This window comes from Paenibacillus planticolens (assembly GCF_013141725.1).
GTDB lineage: Bacteria > Bacillota > Bacilli > Paenibacillales > NBRC-103111 > Paenibacillus_E > Paenibacillus_E planticolens.
The window spans coordinates 1-16541 of the sequence record NZ_WHNZ01000045.1; the positions used below are offsets into that span (position 1 = coordinate 1).

The following is a 16541-nucleotide window of genomic DNA, read 5'->3' on the forward strand; positions in this document are numbered from 1 at the left end:
CTGACTTGCTCAATTGACTTGCTAGCGAGATTATTCATCTCATTTATAGTCGATTACTCGACTGTGCTTACTCACTCGTTGTTCAGTTTTCAAAGATCAAGTTTTCTTGTCCAACCCGCTCTCTTTCGAAAGCCGGAAGACCAATATACCATACTTGTATTTCTATTGCAACTTGTTTTTCTCGAGTTACTTGTTATTCCCGCGTGTCTCAGCGGCAACTTTTATAAGATACCACAGATACTTCAGCTGAGTCAACCCTTCAAACAACTGTATTTTTTTTCCACCTAAAGTAAGGTTAGTTTTAAGCCTACGAGGAGCAGAAGCCCAGGCACGCCTAGAACCGTTACCGTCCCTATTGTAGCCGTATTAATCGGCAGGTCCATATGCGTGTAAGCACTCAGTAGATTCAATGTGTATAGGAGGAATGCCGCCACAACAACATTTAATCCAAGAGCAGATAACAGCCTGCCACCGCCACGGTTACGCAAAACAATAACAAGCAGCATTAGTGAGGACAGCACGAGTAATCCCCATACCGCGTATTTGATATACACGTTTTACACCTCCAATAATCGATCCGTATCAATCATGCTCAGATTTAGCTTCTTAGCTTGCTTAATTAGCATTTCAAACCTTTTTTCTGCGGCTTCCATCGCATAGATGGCATAATCAATCTGATCCTTGTCCAATGCAAATTCAAAATGTGCCTGAGCTGCCACCCAATTGGCATGAGCCGTACGAATTTCTTGAATCAGCATCTGCTTGTCCCTCAAAAGCTCCTCTTTCACGCTTTTTTTGGTTTGTGGATTTTTCCGTCCATACATGCCTAATAATGCTGGTCTCATTCAGCAAACCCTCCATGACCCCAAATGCGGGTTAATCTATCCTTATGCATATGGGAGGAAAGGAACAATTAGAACTTTTGCACTTCTTTTACATAAACAAAAAAGAGAGCTTTTCAGCCCCCTTTTTTTACAGAACTCTATTTATAATTCCCTGCGGCCTTCCATAGCTTTGGACAGCGTCACTTCATCCGCATATTCCAAATCTCCACCCACAGGCAGTCCGTGTGCGATACGCGTAACCTTGAGACCGAATGGCTTCACTAATCTGGACAAGTACATAGCCGTAGCTTCGCCTTCGATATTCGGGTTCGTTGCCAAAATTAACTCCTGTACGGTTTCATCCCCCAACCGCTTGAGCAATTCTGCGATATGAATTTGATCCGGTCCGATCCCCTCCATCGGGGAAATCGCACCATGCAGAACATGATAGTAGCCTTCGAACTCTTTGGTTCGTTCCAAAGCGACCAAGTCCTTAGGCTCCTGCACGACGCAAATGACAGAACCGTCCCTGTTCTTGTCTTGACAGATCCGACATGGATCAACATCCGTAATGTTGCAGCAGACTGAACAATAGTGGAGGTTCCTCTTCACATTGACGAGCGCCTTCGCGAAATCAATCACGTCTTCTTCTTTCATGCGAAGTACATGAAAGGCAAGGCGCCCCGCCGTTTTGGGGCCTACTCCCGGCAACCGGGAGAAAGCATCGATTAACTTGGAAATCGGTTCGGGGTAATACAAAGGAAGTTCTCCCTCATCTTTCAGATTTGTAGCTCATGGTTGTGACTAGAACAAGCCAGGGATGTTCATTCCGCCGGTAAATTTGCCCATATCTTTGTTTGCGATCTCTTCCGCTTTGGCCATTGCATCATTTACTGCTGTCAGCACGAGATCTTGCAGCATTTCAACATCGTCCGGATCAACAGCCTCAGGCTTGATTGTGATGCTTTGCACTTTCTTGTGTCCGTTTACGATACAAGTAACAACACCGCCGCCAGCTGTACCTTCAATAGTTTTTGTACCTAGTTCTTCTTGAGCCTTCATCATTTGCTCTTGCATTTTCTTCACTTGCTTCATCATTTGATTCATGTTATTCATAGTCGTTTGCTCCTTTGTATTTAGTCTAGTCTTCTTTAATGGTTACTAACGCTTCGCCAAACAATTGAATCGCTTCGGAGATCCACTCTTCTTTGGGAGGAGCTCCGGGACTCCCCTCATCCGCCACGAGTTCCATGACTTCAGGCGGGGAACTGGTCGCTTCATTCTTGGCGTCGTCCCACTCTTTGCGCATAACCGTAAGCAGCCGCATTGGCTTGCCGAACACAGAGGTCAGCACTTGCTCAATAATGAGCTTGTTCTCCGGTTTCTCCGTGGTGTTGCGGTGCATCTCATTTTTGAAAGCAACCAATACCACATCGTCCAGCATCGATACCAAATCACCATTCACAAACCAAGCATGGACAGTAATCTTCTTCTCCTTGACCAGACCCAATACCTGGCTCCATTTCATTAAAGCCGCCTTGGTTTCCGGACCTTCCGAAGCTTTCAAGTAACCATCCAGTTTGATGCCTGACTTCTTAGATGGCGCCGAAGCCACCGGTACTCTGGGAGCAGGCTTCGCTTCAGCCGGCGCACCCGTTACTCCCGATTTTACCAGTCCGGCTATCTGATCTTCAAGTTGTTTGAGCTTTTGGCTCATTTGGGCAAAAAGATCGCTTTGAGGCATCCGACTGCCTGCATCCGCCGCCTGGCTTACAGAAGCACTGCCTTCGCCTCTGTGGCCGCCGCACATTTTCATAATGGAAATTTCGAGCAGCGTTTGGGGCTGTACGGAGTATTTCATTTCACTCTGATAATGATTCAGCGTTTCGATCATACCCATCATTTCACTTGGCGTGAAGTGACTGGCAATCTCGCTGAGCTCGCTCATATCAAAAACGCGTTCTGCAATGACCGGCGAATTAGGAACCATGCGAACCATGAGCAAATCGCGGAAGTAATTAATCAAATTCTCGATACATTTGTCAGCGCTTTTGCCTTCCTGCATAAACGTATCGATAAGCTCCAGCGCGGCTCCAAGATTCTTCTCCTTAACCAAGAGCACGAGCTTCTTGAATTGATCGGAAGCCACACCGCCGGTGATGGACAAAATGTCTGAGAGCTGCACTTCACCCGTCGCAAAAGACGTCGCCTGATCCAACAGACTAAGCGCGTCGCGCATTCCGCCATCGGATAGCCGTGCAATATAATGAAGAGCTTCCTCGTTAATCGAGATCTGTTCCTGGTCGCAAATATATTTCAGCCGCTGCACCTGATCATCCATCGAAACCCGCCGAAAGTCGAAACGCTGACAACGGGAAATAATCGTTGCCGGAATCTTATGCGGCTCGGTCGTCGCTAATACGAACATGACATGGGCCGGCGGCTCCTCAAGCGTCTTAAGCAGGGCGTTGAAAGCCTCCGTCGTGAGCATGTGCACTTCGTCAATGATGTAGACCTTCTGTCTGACTTCGGTAGGGGCATACTTCACTTTATCCCGAATATCCCGAATTTCTTCAACGCCTCGGTTGGAAGCGGCATCGATCTCTACCACATCCATGACAGCGCCATCCGTAATCCGTTCACATGCGGAGCAAGCGTTGCAAGGCTCCTCAGCCGGGCCGTTTAAGCAGTTAACCGCTTTGGCTAATATTTTGGCCGTACTTGTCTTCCCTGTTCCCCGTGGACCGTTGAACAAATAAGCATGGGTAAGGCGATTTTCCCGCAAAGAATTCTGCAGTGTCTGCGTGATATGTCTCTGACCGACAACTTCACGAAACGTCTGAGACCTCCACGTTCGATATAGAGCAATATGTGCCATAGTGTTCCTCTCCAATAATCCCTGCGTGGAATGCTGAATCCATTATACTATAACCCACCTGGGGATGAAATAGAGGATCAAGCATAGGCTTACCCGGACAAAAGAAAAAACGCCCTGCGAGATGGCGTTCTAGTTCAAATTCATATTGGATAATCATAAAACCGTGCACCTGTTATTGATAAAGTGATACAAGCGAACTCTTATCGTTAGCTCAAGTCAGGCAGCCCTTCGGCACATGAAACATCTCACTTACGGCTGCTTCCTTCCGGACCTGACCGGATTCATGAGCATCCATTGCGAAGGACCCAACTCTCAACACCACGTGTAAGAGCCAGACCTCACATCACAGTACCGCTAACAGGAATTCAACCTCGCTACAGCGGATTGCGAGTTACAGGGCACCGCTACCTCCCCGTCTAGCACAGTAAAAATAGTATAGCCGATTCCCATCCAAATAGCAACTAAGGGGTAAAATCTACCTAAGTCCGGCTTCCTACATCGTTTTCACGGTAATTTTGTATCGTGGCATATTCGTAACCAAAGCATTTCGGGCTTGCGAGAGCAGCTCTTCGACCTGAGCCGCCGTCATATTCGGTTTCGGTTTTATTTTCACCCGAGCATTCGGTCCGTTGATGGCAATATTGGATTTCTCAATTCCTTGAAATTGTGAAAGTACACCCTTCATTAAGTTCGCATCATCCTCATAATGATGATACGTAGGGTTAAGCGGATCGTTCGGATTCACACTTGTGATTCCCAAATAGCCGTCCTTCTTGTAGTGCTGCGCTTTATACTTGGCCTCATTCGTCTGCGGCGGATTCTTGTTATCCGAACTAATACCGCAACCAACCAAGCTCATGGCAAGCAGGATGGCTGCTGTTATTCTAAGCATACCCCTGAACATAAAAACACCTCCCATTGGCCTCTAAGTCTAAGCTTAGGATGACCAAGGAAGGATGTCTTATGCTGATTGGCAGCAAAGAAATTGATACCAATTAGATTCCGTATTTCTTTTTGAACTTGTCGACACGGCCGCCTACATCGATAAACTTTTGTTTACCAGTGTAGAAAGGATGGCAATTGGAGCAAATCTCAACGCGAAGATTTTGCTTGATTGAACCCGTTTCGAACACATTACCACAAGCGCAAGTCACTGTGGTTGCATGATAAGTAGGATGAATACCTGCTTTCATGTTGGTTCACCTCTTTCCGCCCTGAATCATTTGCTGAAACAGAGTTAATGGACGTACTTTTGCATTGTAGCATACCCGGAAGTTCTATTGCAATGGAAAAAACAACTAGAAGCCTCTCTCTTAGAGAACCATTGTCGCATTTCGATCGCTGGTGTAGAACTTTGGCGTATGCGAGTAAGATCCAAGCACAACATCCGGCAATTCCTGTTCGAAAATCTCGATCATTTGCTTCATTCCGAGCAGCTCGCCGCGAGCTTTAGGGATAATCCCCAAATAACTTTCAGGATCAATATTCAGGTTGCGCAATTGAATTAATTTTAATCCCGTTCTGCGCACGAATTCGATCATCGCTTCAATCTCTTCCTCCCGATCAGTAACACCTGGAAAAACGAGATAGTTAATCGAGGTTATGACACCTTTGTCGGTAGCGTAGCGGAGAGATTTCTCCACATTCTTGAGCGTATACGCTCTTGGCTTGTAATACGCATTATAATGATCATCCAAAGCACTGATCGTACTAACCCGCATCAGATCAAGCCCGGCATCTACGATGCCGCGGATATGGTCTGTCAGCCCGGCATTCGTGTTGATGTTAATGTAGCCCATCTTCGTCTGCTCGCGCACCTGCTTAATCGCCGGAATAATGAGCGCAGCCTGTGTGCTGGGCTCCCCTTCACAGCCTTGACCGAAGGAGATAATGCTCTCCGGTGTGCGCAGATGCTCCAGCATGATTTGGGTGATCTCTTCGATCTGCGGTTTGAAATTCATGCGCGTCTGCGGCGCCACAAAGCCGCTCTCATCAGGCTGTTCCGATATGCATCCGAAGCAGCCGGCGTTGCAGGAATAGGAGACCGGAACGGCCCCTTCCCAACGCTGGAGAAACGTATTGGAAGCGGTCAGACACTCATAGCCGAGCGCGCAGTTGGACAAGTGGGCATACAGACGATTTTCCGGATACTTGGCCGTCAAGGTCTTGACCTGGGATTCCAGCTCCGTAACATCGCAATGAATCGGATTCCAGAAGTATGGATTATCCGTCAAACGAGCGGCTACATAGAAAGCGTCATCCTTCCATACAACGGCGGTATAACCGAACAGCGGCAGTGCCTTGGTCTTGTCCGATTTGACATAGCCGGGAAGCAGCAGGCGCGTGAAGCCCTGCGGCAGCAGTGCGCCAACGGCATGATAGTCGCCCGGAACGAGCTTCATATCGCCAGTCTCAGCGTCAATGCCTACCGGTCTTGTAAAAGGAAGACTGACAAGTGTTGCCCCTTCAGGCAGCGGAATCAGCTCGTCTTCCATAATTTCTGTTATCATTTCCGCGTTTCGACCAAGCGCCAGATAATCCGGATGATCAAACACGTTTCCTTGTGAGTCTGAATAAACCAAATTCATAACGGTACTCCTCTATATGCGTTAAGCATCTTCCGCATCGCTTTAGGATGCAGAGTTTTTCACTTTCCCTTTGCTTGCACCACCTGATGAACCGCCGGCTGAAGGAGATGCCAAAGAGTCCAGGAACTCTTGATTCGTCTTCGCTTCGGCAAGCTTCTTGATGAAGGATTCGGTATATTCATGGGAATCGTTCATGCCTTTGCGGAGTGCCCAAATTTTCTCGAGTTCTTCCTTGCCCAGAAGCGCTTCTTCGCGGCGCGTACCGGATCTGCGAATGTCGATTGCAGGGAAAATACGGCGCTCCGCCATTTTACGATCCAGATGAAGCTCAAGATTCCCTGTCCCTTTAAATTCTTCATAAATGACGTCATCCATACGCGAACCCGTTTCTACGAGCGCCGTGGCGAGAATCGTCAAGCTGCCGCCTTCCTCAATGTTACGGGCAGCCCCGAAGAAACGCTTCGGACGATGGAAGGCACCGGGATCAATACCCCCGGATAGCGTCCGGCCTGTAGGCGGAACGACAAGGTTATACGCCCTGGCCAAGCGGGTGATGCTATCCAGCAGGATAACAACATCTTTCTTATGTTCAACTAAACGCATAGCGCGCTCTAGGACTAGCTCCGCAACCTTAATGTGATTCTCAGGCAGTTCATCGAACGTAGATGCAACAACCTCACCTTTCACAGAACGCTGCATGTCGGTAACTTCCTCCGGACGCTCATCGATGAGCAGAACGAAAAGCTCAATGTCAGGGTAGTTGGTGGAAATACTGTTGGCGATCTCTTTCAACAGCAATGTTTTACCTGCTTTAGGAGGCGCTACAATCAAGCCTCGTTGTCCCAAGCCTACTGGAGCAAGCAAATCCATGATGCGCATGGATATTTTATTAGGCTCTGTTTCCAGGGTAATGCGCGTGTCCGGATAGAGCGGCGTCAACGCTGGGAAATGAAGCCGCTCAGCGGCCGTTTCCGGCTTCTCACCATTGACCGCTTCAACCTGAAGAAGCCCGAAATAGCGCTCATTCTCCTTAGGCGGACGGCATTTGCCCGAGACAATATCCCCGGAGCGCAAATCAAATTTGCGAATCTGGGACGCAGAAATATAAATGTCCTCTGAGCTTGGAAGATAGTTAATTGGTCGCAAGAAACCGAAGCCCTCTTGAAGGATCTCAAGGACACCTTGCATAAACATTAGACCACTCTCAGCAGCTTGTGCACGTAAAATTGCAAAGATGAGTTCTTTTTTCTTCAGCGTACCGTAATATGGAATCTGATGTTTCTTAGCTAGTTTATATAATTCAGTAAGCTTGAGTACTTCAAGCTCAGCAAGCTGCATGCTCATGATTCAACCACCAAACTATTAAATTTTCAATTGGATTCTAGCATTGCCTGTTGTATGGAACTTTATTCCTTACTCCGCGTTCTCGCGCCAAACCTCGGCACCAAGGGAAGACAGATTGAACACCAAGTTCTCATACCCTCGGTCAATAAACTCAACGCCTGACACTTCGGTGATACCGCCCGTTCTTACACTAAGACCGGCAAGCACAAGCGAAGCTCCCGCTCTCAAATCCGTGGCTCTGACTTTAGCCGAGCTAAGCTGAGAACCTTCGATAATCGCAGAACGTCCTTCGACTTTCATTTTCGCTCCCATTCGCACAAGCTCAGGGATATGTTTGAACCGATTGCTGTACACATGATCCGTAAGTATGCTGACTCCTCTGGCTTGGCACAGCAGGCTTGCCATCGGAGATTGCAAATCGGTTGCAAACCCAGGGTAAATTAATGCTTTTACATCGACGCTTGAGTATTCTGGCTGACCTACTACACGAATGGACTCATCCATCTCGTAGATATGTACACCCATTTCTTGAAGCTTCGCCGTCAAAGCCTCCATATGTTTAGGAATGACGTTGTCCACGGTTACATCGCCGCGCGTAGCCGCTGCAGCAATCATATACGTCCCCGCTTGAATGCGGTCAGGAATAATGGAATGACGGCAGCCATGCATTTCCGTTACCCCTTCGATCCGAATGGTATCCGTACCGGCTCCCTTAATTTTCGCACCCATCGAGTTTAAAAGTGTAGCCACATCTATAATTTCAGGCTCTTTCGCCGCGTTTTCAATAATCGTGTTGCCTTTCGCGCGCGAGGCTGCCAACATAATATTAATCGTCGCACCGACACTCGCCATATCCAAGTAAATTTTCGCGCCTCGGAGCTCTTTTGCCCGAATTCTTAAAGCGCCATTCTCATTGCTCACTTGAGCTCCTAAAGCTTCAAAGCCTTTGATATGCAAGTCGATCGGACGCGGTTCGAAATTACATCCGCCCGGGAGACCGATGTTAGCTTCACCGAATCTTCCAAGCAGCGCTCCCATCAAATAGTAGGAGGCTCTCAATTTCTTAACTTTCCCATTAGGCATCGGCAGGGATTTCATCCGGCTTGGATCAATCGTCATCCGGTCTTCATTCCAATCGATCGTAGCCCCTAAATCCGTCAAAATTTCTGTATATGTAGCCACATCACTCAAATGCGGCAGATTATCCAACGTTACCGGCGTTTCAGCAAGAATCGCAGCTGGAATAAGTGCAACTGCACTATTCTTAGCTCCGCTAATTTGAACAGTCCCTCGCAGTGGACGTCCCCCGACCACCATTAATTTCTCCAACATCATTCTCCCCCTAAATCCAGGTGCCATCCTGCAAAAGCAAACTCTACAACTCTATGAACATAAAAAGGGCTCTAACGACATATAAAAAAATGATAATAAAAAACGCTTACAGCTCCCATGAAGAACAAAAGACAAAAAACAGAAGAAGGAAACGCTCGTAAGAACACAAACGATGGATATTTCGTCATCCTTCGTCTGCGCCTTACTGCATTTCCTACTGCATCTATACAATTAATGATTAAGCTTGGTTGCTGCTTCCGAACAATTGAATTTTGGATTTTACAACTTCGACCATTGCGTTACGAGCTGGGGTGAGATATTTACGAGGATCATAAATTTTTGCGTCCTTGTTCAGAGCCGCGCGGATCGTTTCTGTGCATGCCACTTGGTTTTCAGTGTTAACGTTGATTTTGCCAACGCCTGCTGCGATCGATTTGCGGATCATTTCGTCAGGTACGCCGGATCCGCCGTGCAATACAACCGGAACTGGAATCGCTTTGGAAACTTGTTCGATAATATCAAAGTGAATGTTAGGCTCGCCAGCGTACATACCATGTGCAGTACCTACTGCGATAGCCAGACAGTCAACGCCTGTTTCTTCGTAGAAGCGGATTGCTTCTTCTGGTTTTGCAAGGTTAGCATGCTCTTCGTCCACCGAGATGTCATCCTCAACACCGCCGATTGTTCCAAGCTCACCCTCAACGGATACGCCCATTGCACGAGCAGCTTTAACAACTTCTTTCGTCAAGCGGATGTTTTCTTCGAATGAATAGTGTGAGCCGTCGAACATAACGGAGCTGAATCCTGCGCGGATACATTTCATTGCTACTTCAAAGGAGCTGCCGTGATCCAAGTGCAAAGCAATCGGCAAACCGGATTTTTTAGCTGCTGCTTCCGCAATTGCTACTGTAAATTCGATACCCATATATTTCAGTGCGCCTTCGCTTACACCGTAAATGAAAGGGGATTTCAGTTCCATTGCAGCTTCCACGATCGCTTGAGCAAATTCAAGGTTGTTCATGTTAAATTGACCTACCGCGAATTTGTTCGCTTTTGCCTTAGGTAAAAACTCATTCATTGAAACCAATGCCATGTTTCTCTTCCTCCTAGAACCTTTTTGTAGTTTTGCGTTGACCGCTCTTGTCATACCTGAGTTATTATAGCACATATATTTTCAAATGATAACCAAGCCCTTGCTTCTCAGCCACAAAAAAAGACCCTATGACTAGGATCCCACTGCAAAACCGCTGCTAGATTCATTATTTAACTGCATATTAACCGCCATGCGCAACTCATCAATATCAAACGGCTTCGTAAAATGCATAATTGCACCCAGATCCGTCGCTTCTTTAATCATATCCAGCTCACCATAAGCCGTCATCATAATTACTTTGATAGAGGCATCGATTGCTTTCACGTGCTTCAAAATATCAAGGCCGTCCATCCCGGGAATCTTCATATCCAATAATAGTAGGTCAGGCGAAGAATTTTTGACGATTTCTAAAGCCAGTTTACCATTAGAGGCTTGATAAGTATCGTATCCTTCGTTGCTGAATACCTCCATTAACAGTACGCGAATTCCATTTTGATCATCGACAATCAGTACTTTCTTCTTCATCAGCCTAGTTCCCTCCCGAAAAAACGAATAGCAAATCCCCTGCACTTCACAGTAGATAAGGTATTCGCTATTCATTTCCGTTTTCCTTCAAGAGGGATGGCCAAATTGAAAACTTTTACAAATAAGTTGTTTTTCAGGAGGCGCTTGGCCTCACCTAGTGTTGGATACCCTGAGCCGCCTTCACAAACTCACGGAACAACGGTTGCGGACGGTTCGGACGGGATGTGAACTCCGGATGGAATTGCACCGCTAGGAACCAAGGGTGGCCTGGAAGCTCTACCATTTCGACCAAGCGGCCGTCCGGCGAAGTACCGGAAATGCGCAAGCCGGCAGATTCAATCAACTCGCGGTATTCATTGTTGAATTCATAGCGGTGACGATGTCTCTCATAAACAAGCTCATCATTGTAACATTTCTCCGCCAAAGAACCTGGAACGATTTTGCAAGGATACAGACCAAGACGCATCGTACCGCCAAGATTCTCGATATCCTTCTGTTCCGGCAGAAGATCGATAACCGGATAGGATGTCGTTGGATTGATCTCGGAAGAGTTCGCACCATCCAAACCGGAAACGGAACGCGCATACTCGATGACAGCCACTTGCATGCCCAAGCAAATACCGAAGAATGGAATTTTCTTCTCACGAGCATAGCGGATTGCAGATACTTTGCCTTCAATACCGCGATCGCCGAATCCGCCAGGTACCAGAATGCCTTGAACGCCGGAAAGGAGCTCATCCACGTTATGATCGAAAACTTCTTCAGCGTTGACCCAACGAATGCTAATCTCGGAGTCGTTATCAATGCCCGCATGTCCAAGAGCTTCAACAATACTCAAATAAGCGTCATGAAGTGCAACATATTTCCCTACAATTGCAATTTCGGTTTTCTTCGTTAAGGATTTCACTTTGCGAACCAGACTTTCCCACTCGGTCATATCCGGATCGTTCGTTTTGAGCTTCAGGTGATTGACGACATAATCGTCAAGTCCTTGCTCGCGAAGCATCATCGGCACTTCGTACAATGTTTCCGCATCTTTACACTCGATCACTGCCGCCGGATCAATATCGCAGAATAATGCAAGCTTACGCTTCATCTCTTCCGTCAAGGAGTGTTCGGTGCGGCAAACGATAACGTGAGGCTGGATGCCTAAGCCGCGAAGTTCTTTCACACTGTGCTGCGTCGGTTTGGTTTTCACTTCACCGGCCGCTTTAATATAAGGAATCAGCGTAACGTGAATGTACATCACATTCTCGCGGCCGATATCATTTTTCATTTGACGAATTGCTTCTAGGAAAGGAAGGCTCTCGATATCGCCGACCGTACCGCCGATTTCCGTAATAACAACATCCGATTGCGCTTCACGACCTGCACGCAGGACACGATCTTTGATTTCATTCGTAATGTGCGGGATAACCTGAACGGTGCCCCCGAGATATTCCCCTCTGCGTTCCTTGGTAATAACGGAGGAATACACTTTTCCTGATGTTACATTGGAGCTTTTGGACAGGTTGATATCGATGAAACGTTCATAATGGCCTAAGTCCAAATCCGTTTCTGCTCCATCATCGGTTACGAAGACTTCACCGTGCTGGTAAGGACTCATGGTCCCCGGATCCACGTTAATGTACGGATCGAACTTTTGAATCGTAACCTTCAGACCTCTGTTCTTAAGCAGTCTTCCTAAGGAAGCTGCCGTAATTCCTTTGCCAAGGGAAGAAACTACGCCTCCCGTAACGAAAATGTATTTTGTCACTATGTACGCCTCCTTTTAGTTTTCGCCAGATAACTGGCGTCGTGAGCTCGAGCTGGTTGTTTGCCAACTGTCTTTCTATGCAAAAAGCTTACAGCGTAAGCATTCGCTATCGTTGTTGTGATGCCACTGCCTCGGATTTAGTTTCTACTAAATGAGGGTTTTCATGAAAATATGGTGAAAAAACAGCCTGAAAACAAAAAAAAGTGACACCCGTAGTGACGGGGCACTTTTTTGAACGCTTGCGCGATTTGTTAAGATTCTTTTAAAGCCCATGCAATAGTTTACTCTGAACGGGCAGCGGCTGTCAAGACAAGTTATTTGTCGTCTTCCTCGTCATCCACATCGGAATCGTCCTCATCCAGATCGGCATCGTCGTCCAAATCGTCGTCTTCCTCATCGTCGGACTCCTCAATGCCTTCTTCGCCAATATCCTCTTCGATCTCTTCATCCTCAAAGAATTCAGTATCCTCTTCCGCTTCTTCCTCTTCGGATTCCGTACCAAACGCATCGTACTCGTCTTCCTCAGCGTATGTATCTTCTTCCTCAGCGTAGATGTCTTCATCCAGATCGTCGTCTTCATCGTTGATGATTCTCGGACGCTTCGCGTTACCGACCGCATCGTCTGACTTCTCGACAGGATACCAGCGTTTCAAGCCCCATAGGTTCGTACCTACGCAGGCAAAACGTCCATCGATGTTGATTTCCGTATATAGTTGGGCAATCACTTGCATCACATGCTGCTCGGACAACCCTTTAATTTTTGCAATTTCTGCCATCAAGTCACGGTAATAAAACGGCGTATTCGCCGACTTCAGTAATTCAAACGCCAAATCCACCATCGGCATTTCGCGTGCTTGTTCTGTGGTGATTTTGAGTGTGTATTCGCTACTCATCTAAGGCACATCCCTTTCGACCGTCTTCTTCACTTCTTCTATCTACCTTATCCAATATCTTCATTAAGTAAAACCTATTTTTTCTAAAAATGCAACTACCCTCAAAAAACCTTACGGACAGCCTGCCTAAAATGAATACAAGCGAAGGTCCCCCTCCGCTTGTGACTGTATCCTAAGGAAACGATGTGAGCGAATCACAGGCGTTTCCATTACCTGAGGAAGAGACACTCCTGCTCGCGCCTCTCTATTTATCCTATGTAAAAACAGCTCATCTGACACGGCTTCGCACCCATTTATTTCTATAAAGGCTATCACACGGTCAGAAGAGGTGACCTGTACATAAGATAGGGGAGACTCGATTCTAAGTTGTCATGGGGGGATGGCACGTATGGATATAGCCACCTTTCTTCATTTGCTGCATGAGGAAATCGGACTCACCAAGCAGTCGGGCAAAAAGCACATGATCCGTTTCTCATCGGCTAAGGAGTACTACGCATGCAAATCCCAGCTAAAACGAATGAGATCCCGGCTCAGCAACCTCTCCAAGGTTCGTGCTCTAGACATCATTCATGCCTTCTCCTGCACGCTCCGTCCCGATTCGAAACTTAAGCATTCTGCAGGCTGCCCGGTCATCGAAGAAGATACGAAAGTTACCGTTCACCAATTGATCGGCAGCAAACCCACTATTAAACGCGCAAGCGCGCAATCCGGTTCCGGCTCCAACACAATCCCTTGGGGCGTTAATCAAATTGGGGCGCCTGAAGTTTGGAACAAGTCATTAGGTTTAAACGTCCGGGTAGGCGTCATCGACACTGGGATCGACTACAATCACCCTGACTTACGGAATTCAATCTCACGGGGGATCAATCTATTAAACCAGAGTATGCTTCCTTTTGATGATAACGGCCATGGTACGCATATCGCAGGCACCATCGCGGCAACCGGCCGTCAAACAGGCATCATCGGCGTAGCGCCCAGGTCCATCATTCATCCCGTCAAAGCATTCGACCACAGCGGAAGCGCTTATGTTTCAGACATTATTGCCGGCATCGATTGGTGCGTTAACAACGATCTCGATATTATCAATATGAGCTTTGGCATGAAGTCATACAACCGCGCCCTGGAGCAAGCGGTATTGAACGCCTACTACAGAGGCAAAGTCATTGTTGCCTCATCCGGCAATGACGGCAAAAGAAAAACGATCGATTACCCCGCCCGCTTCCCGCAGGTCGTCTCCGTAGGAGCGACAACACGGCTGGGCCGTATTGCTCCTTTCAGCAACCGCGGAAAACAAATTGATATTTATGCACCGGGAGAACGCGTCTATTCTTCCTGGCTTCACGGCAAATACAACGAGCTCAGCGGCACTTCGATGGCTACCGCTCATGTCAGCGGCGTTATCGCCTTGATGCTGTCCGTCAAGCCCTTGTCGCCGCAGCAAATCAAAAGCGTGCTGCGCCGCTGCGCGATTGGCATTAACAAGCGCGAGAGCAAGCGCTGGCAGCCCGGGCATCTTAATGCCCGGCGGGCCTTGCGTGCTGCGAGACAGGTGTGAGGCTCGAGAGACATGAAAGGAGTTAAGCGGCGTGCTGCTGCTTAACTCCTTTTTGGGGTGTATGGATTGCTGAGCGGGTTACATCCGCTCAGGTGCGGACACGCCAACCACGCGAAGCGTGTTGGCCAGGGTCGTGCGCAGTGCGCCAAGCAGCGCGAGGCGCGCTTGAGTCAAGGCAGCGTCCTCCGTGATGACGTAATGGCCTCTGTAGTAGCTATGGAACTGGCTCGCCAGTTCGTAAACATAGCGGATCATCCGGTGCGGCGCGTACTGTTCCGCCGCAATGGCGATTTCCTCCGGCAGCTCGCCGATCTTGCGCAGCAAGTCGAACTCAGCTTCCGAGGAAAGCTGGTGCAGGTCAACCTGCTCCAGCGGGAGCACCGCGATGCCTTGCTCTTCCGCCTGGCGGAAGATGGAGCAGATCCGTGCATGTGCGTACTGCACATAGTAAACCGGGTTCTCATTGGACTGGGAAACCGCTAAGTCCATGTCAAAATCCAGATGCGAGTCCATGCTGCGCATCGCGAAGAAATAACGGATCGGGTCGACGCCAACCTCGTCCATGAGATCCTCCATCGTGACCGCTTTGCCGGTCCGCTTGGACATTTTGACCTTTTCCCCGTTTTGGAAAAGGCTCACCATTTGCGCGATCAAGACGACGAGTCGATCTGCCTCGAAGCCCAGCGCCGTCATAGCCGCTTTCATCCGCGGGATGTAGCCGTGGTGGTCGGCGCCCCAAATGTTGATCAGGCGCTCGAAACCGCGCCCGAATTTGTTTCGGTGGTACGCGATGTCAGGCGTCAGGTAGGTGAAGGAGCCGTCGTTCTTGATCAACACGCGGTTCTTGTCGTCACCTAGCGGAGTGGTATTCAGCCATGTCGCGCCTTCTTCTTCATAGATATGTCCATTATCGCGCAGTTCTTGCAGCACGGGCGGAATGAGATTGTCTTCATAAATCGACGTCTCGGAAAACCAGTTGTCGAAACGCACGCCAAAGCGGCCTAAGTCGCGTTTGATTTTGTCGAGTTCCTTTTTCAAGCCATAAGAACGGAAAAACACGCGGCGCTCCTCTTCAGGCAAGCTGAGCAGGCGGTCCCCTTCCTCTGCGGCAAGGTCTGCCGCAAAGCCTTTGATGTCTTCTCCGAAATAGCCGTCTTCCGGCATTTCAGCCTCTTGACCCAGCGCTTGCAAATAACGGGCTTCGATCGATTTGGCCAAATTCACGACTTGGTTCCCCGCATCGTTAATGTAGTACTCCCGGGAAACGTCGTATCCTGCAAGGTCCAGGACGTTACACAGCACGTCGCCGACTGCCGCCCCGCGGGCATGTCCTAAATGAAGAGAACCTGTCGGGTTGGCGCTGACAAACTCAACTTGCACATTAAGCCCTTGACCCACGTTTCTCGCTCCGTAACGCTCCCCCTGTTGAAGAACATCCGCAATGATAGGGTAAAGGTATACTTTATTCATTTTAAAATTAATAAAACCCGGTCCGGCGATCTCCGCTTCTGCGATATTCGCTTTATCCTTCTGCAGATTAGCAATAATCTGCTCTGCGATTTGCCTTGGATTCTGCTTCGCAATCCGGGTTAGCTGCATCGCAATGTTCGTTGCGAAATCTCCGTGCGTTTTCTCCTTCGGCACTTCAAGAATAATTTCCGGCAATTGCGCCGCATCCACAATCCCCGCAGCAGCAACTGCGTCCGCAATCGCTTGTTTCACTATGACTTTGACTTCGTTTAATACGTCCATT

At 48.2% G+C, this 16541-nt stretch carries 16 protein-coding genes and 1 other RNA gene; 1 reads left to right on the forward strand and 16 read right to left on the reverse strand.

Annotated features, from left to right (window positions below):
- Nucleotides 1-284: 284 nt before the first annotated feature.
- From GC097_RS21185 to rpoE, 15 genes are all read right to left on the reverse strand, one after another.
- Entirely contained in the window at nucleotides 285-554 is a 270-nt protein-coding gene (locus GC097_RS21185; protein WP_312875713.1) for a pro-sigmaK processing inhibitor BofA family protein, read from the reverse strand.
- 3 nt (nucleotides 555-557) lie between these two features.
- On the reverse strand, nucleotides 558-845 hold the full coding sequence (locus GC097_RS21190; RefSeq protein WP_246294385.1) for a DUF2508 family protein: 288 nt from the start codon (nucleotides 843-845) through the stop codon (nucleotides 558-560).
- A 141-nt stretch (nucleotides 846-986) separates the two neighbouring features.
- On the reverse strand, nucleotides 987-1583 hold the full coding sequence (gene recR / locus GC097_RS21195) for a recombination mediator RecR (RefSeq protein WP_127457620.1): 597 nt from the start codon (nucleotides 1581-1583) through the stop codon (nucleotides 987-989).
- A gap of 45 nt (nucleotides 1584-1628) precedes the next feature.
- Nucleotides 1629-1940, reverse strand: coding sequence for a YbaB/EbfC family nucleoid-associated protein (locus tag GC097_RS21200; protein WP_171685305.1), 312 nt, complete (start codon nucleotides 1938-1940; stop codon nucleotides 1629-1631).
- 25 nt (nucleotides 1941-1965) lie between these two features.
- Nucleotides 1966-3702, reverse strand: a complete 1737-nt coding sequence (gene dnaX, locus GC097_RS21205; protein ID WP_171685306.1) for a DNA polymerase III subunit gamma/tau — start codon at nucleotides 3700-3702, stop codon at nucleotides 1966-1968.
- A gap of 161 nt (nucleotides 3703-3863) precedes the next feature.
- Nucleotides 3864-4127: signal recognition particle sRNA large type (gene ffs, locus GC097_RS21210), an RNA gene on the reverse strand.
- 68 nt (nucleotides 4128-4195) lie between these two features.
- On the reverse strand, nucleotides 4196-4606 hold the full coding sequence (locus GC097_RS21215) for a hypothetical protein (RefSeq protein WP_171685307.1): 411 nt from the start codon (nucleotides 4604-4606) through the stop codon (nucleotides 4196-4198).
- 91 nt (nucleotides 4607-4697) lie between these two features.
- Nucleotides 4698-4895 carry a 50S ribosomal protein L31 gene (rpmE, locus tag GC097_RS21220; RefSeq protein ID WP_029197218.1) on the reverse strand — a complete coding sequence of 66 codons (198 nt, stop codon included), beginning with the start codon at nucleotides 4893-4895 and terminating at the stop codon, nucleotides 4698-4700.
- A gap of 120 nt (nucleotides 4896-5015) precedes the next feature.
- Nucleotides 5016-6290 (reverse strand): radical SAM family protein, encoded by a 1275-nt coding sequence (locus GC097_RS21225; RefSeq protein WP_171685308.1) that lies wholly within the window; start codon nucleotides 6288-6290, stop codon nucleotides 5016-5018.
- Nucleotides 6291-6332: 42 nt separating this feature from the next.
- Nucleotides 6333-7634: a transcription termination factor Rho gene (gene rho / locus GC097_RS21230; protein ID WP_171685309.1), complete on the reverse strand. Its 1302-nt coding sequence runs from the start codon at nucleotides 7632-7634 to the stop codon at nucleotides 6333-6335.
- Nucleotides 7635-7703: 69 nt separating this feature from the next.
- Nucleotides 7704-8963, reverse strand: a complete 1260-nt coding sequence (gene murA, locus GC097_RS21235; protein ID WP_171685576.1) for a UDP-N-acetylglucosamine 1-carboxyvinyltransferase — start codon at nucleotides 8961-8963, stop codon at nucleotides 7704-7706.
- A 241-nt stretch (nucleotides 8964-9204) separates the two neighbouring features.
- Entirely contained in the window at nucleotides 9205-10059 is an 855-nt protein-coding gene (gene fba / locus GC097_RS21240; protein ID WP_171685310.1) for a class II fructose-1,6-bisphosphate aldolase, read from the reverse strand.
- A 132-nt stretch (nucleotides 10060-10191) separates the two neighbouring features.
- Nucleotides 10192-10584, reverse strand: coding sequence for a response regulator (locus GC097_RS21245; RefSeq protein WP_079418635.1), 393 nt, complete (start codon nucleotides 10582-10584; stop codon nucleotides 10192-10194).
- Nucleotides 10585-10738: 154 nt separating this feature from the next.
- Nucleotides 10739-12340, reverse strand: a complete 1602-nt coding sequence (gene pyrG / locus GC097_RS21250) for a CTP synthase (RefSeq protein WP_171685311.1) — start codon at nucleotides 12338-12340, stop codon at nucleotides 10739-10741.
- A gap of 314 nt (nucleotides 12341-12654) precedes the next feature.
- A complete protein-coding gene (gene rpoE, locus GC097_RS21255) occupies nucleotides 12655-13233 on the reverse strand; it encodes a DNA-directed RNA polymerase subunit delta (protein WP_171685312.1) in 579 nt (192 codons plus the stop codon).
- Between the two features lie 388 nt (nucleotides 13234-13621).
- On the opposite strand from rpoE, the gene GC097_RS21260 reads away from it, so the two are divergent.
- On the forward strand, nucleotides 13622-14788 hold the full coding sequence (locus tag GC097_RS21260; protein WP_171685313.1) for a S8 family peptidase: 1167 nt from the start codon (nucleotides 13622-13624) through the stop codon (nucleotides 14786-14788).
- 78 nt (nucleotides 14789-14866) lie between these two features.
- Here the strand turns inward: GC097_RS21260 and argS are convergent, their stop codons facing one another.
- Nucleotides 14867-16540: an arginine--tRNA ligase gene (argS, locus tag GC097_RS21265; RefSeq protein WP_171685314.1), complete on the reverse strand. Its 1674-nt coding sequence runs from the start codon at nucleotides 16538-16540 to the stop codon at nucleotides 14867-14869.
- Between the last annotated feature and the right edge of the window lies 1 nt (nucleotide 16541).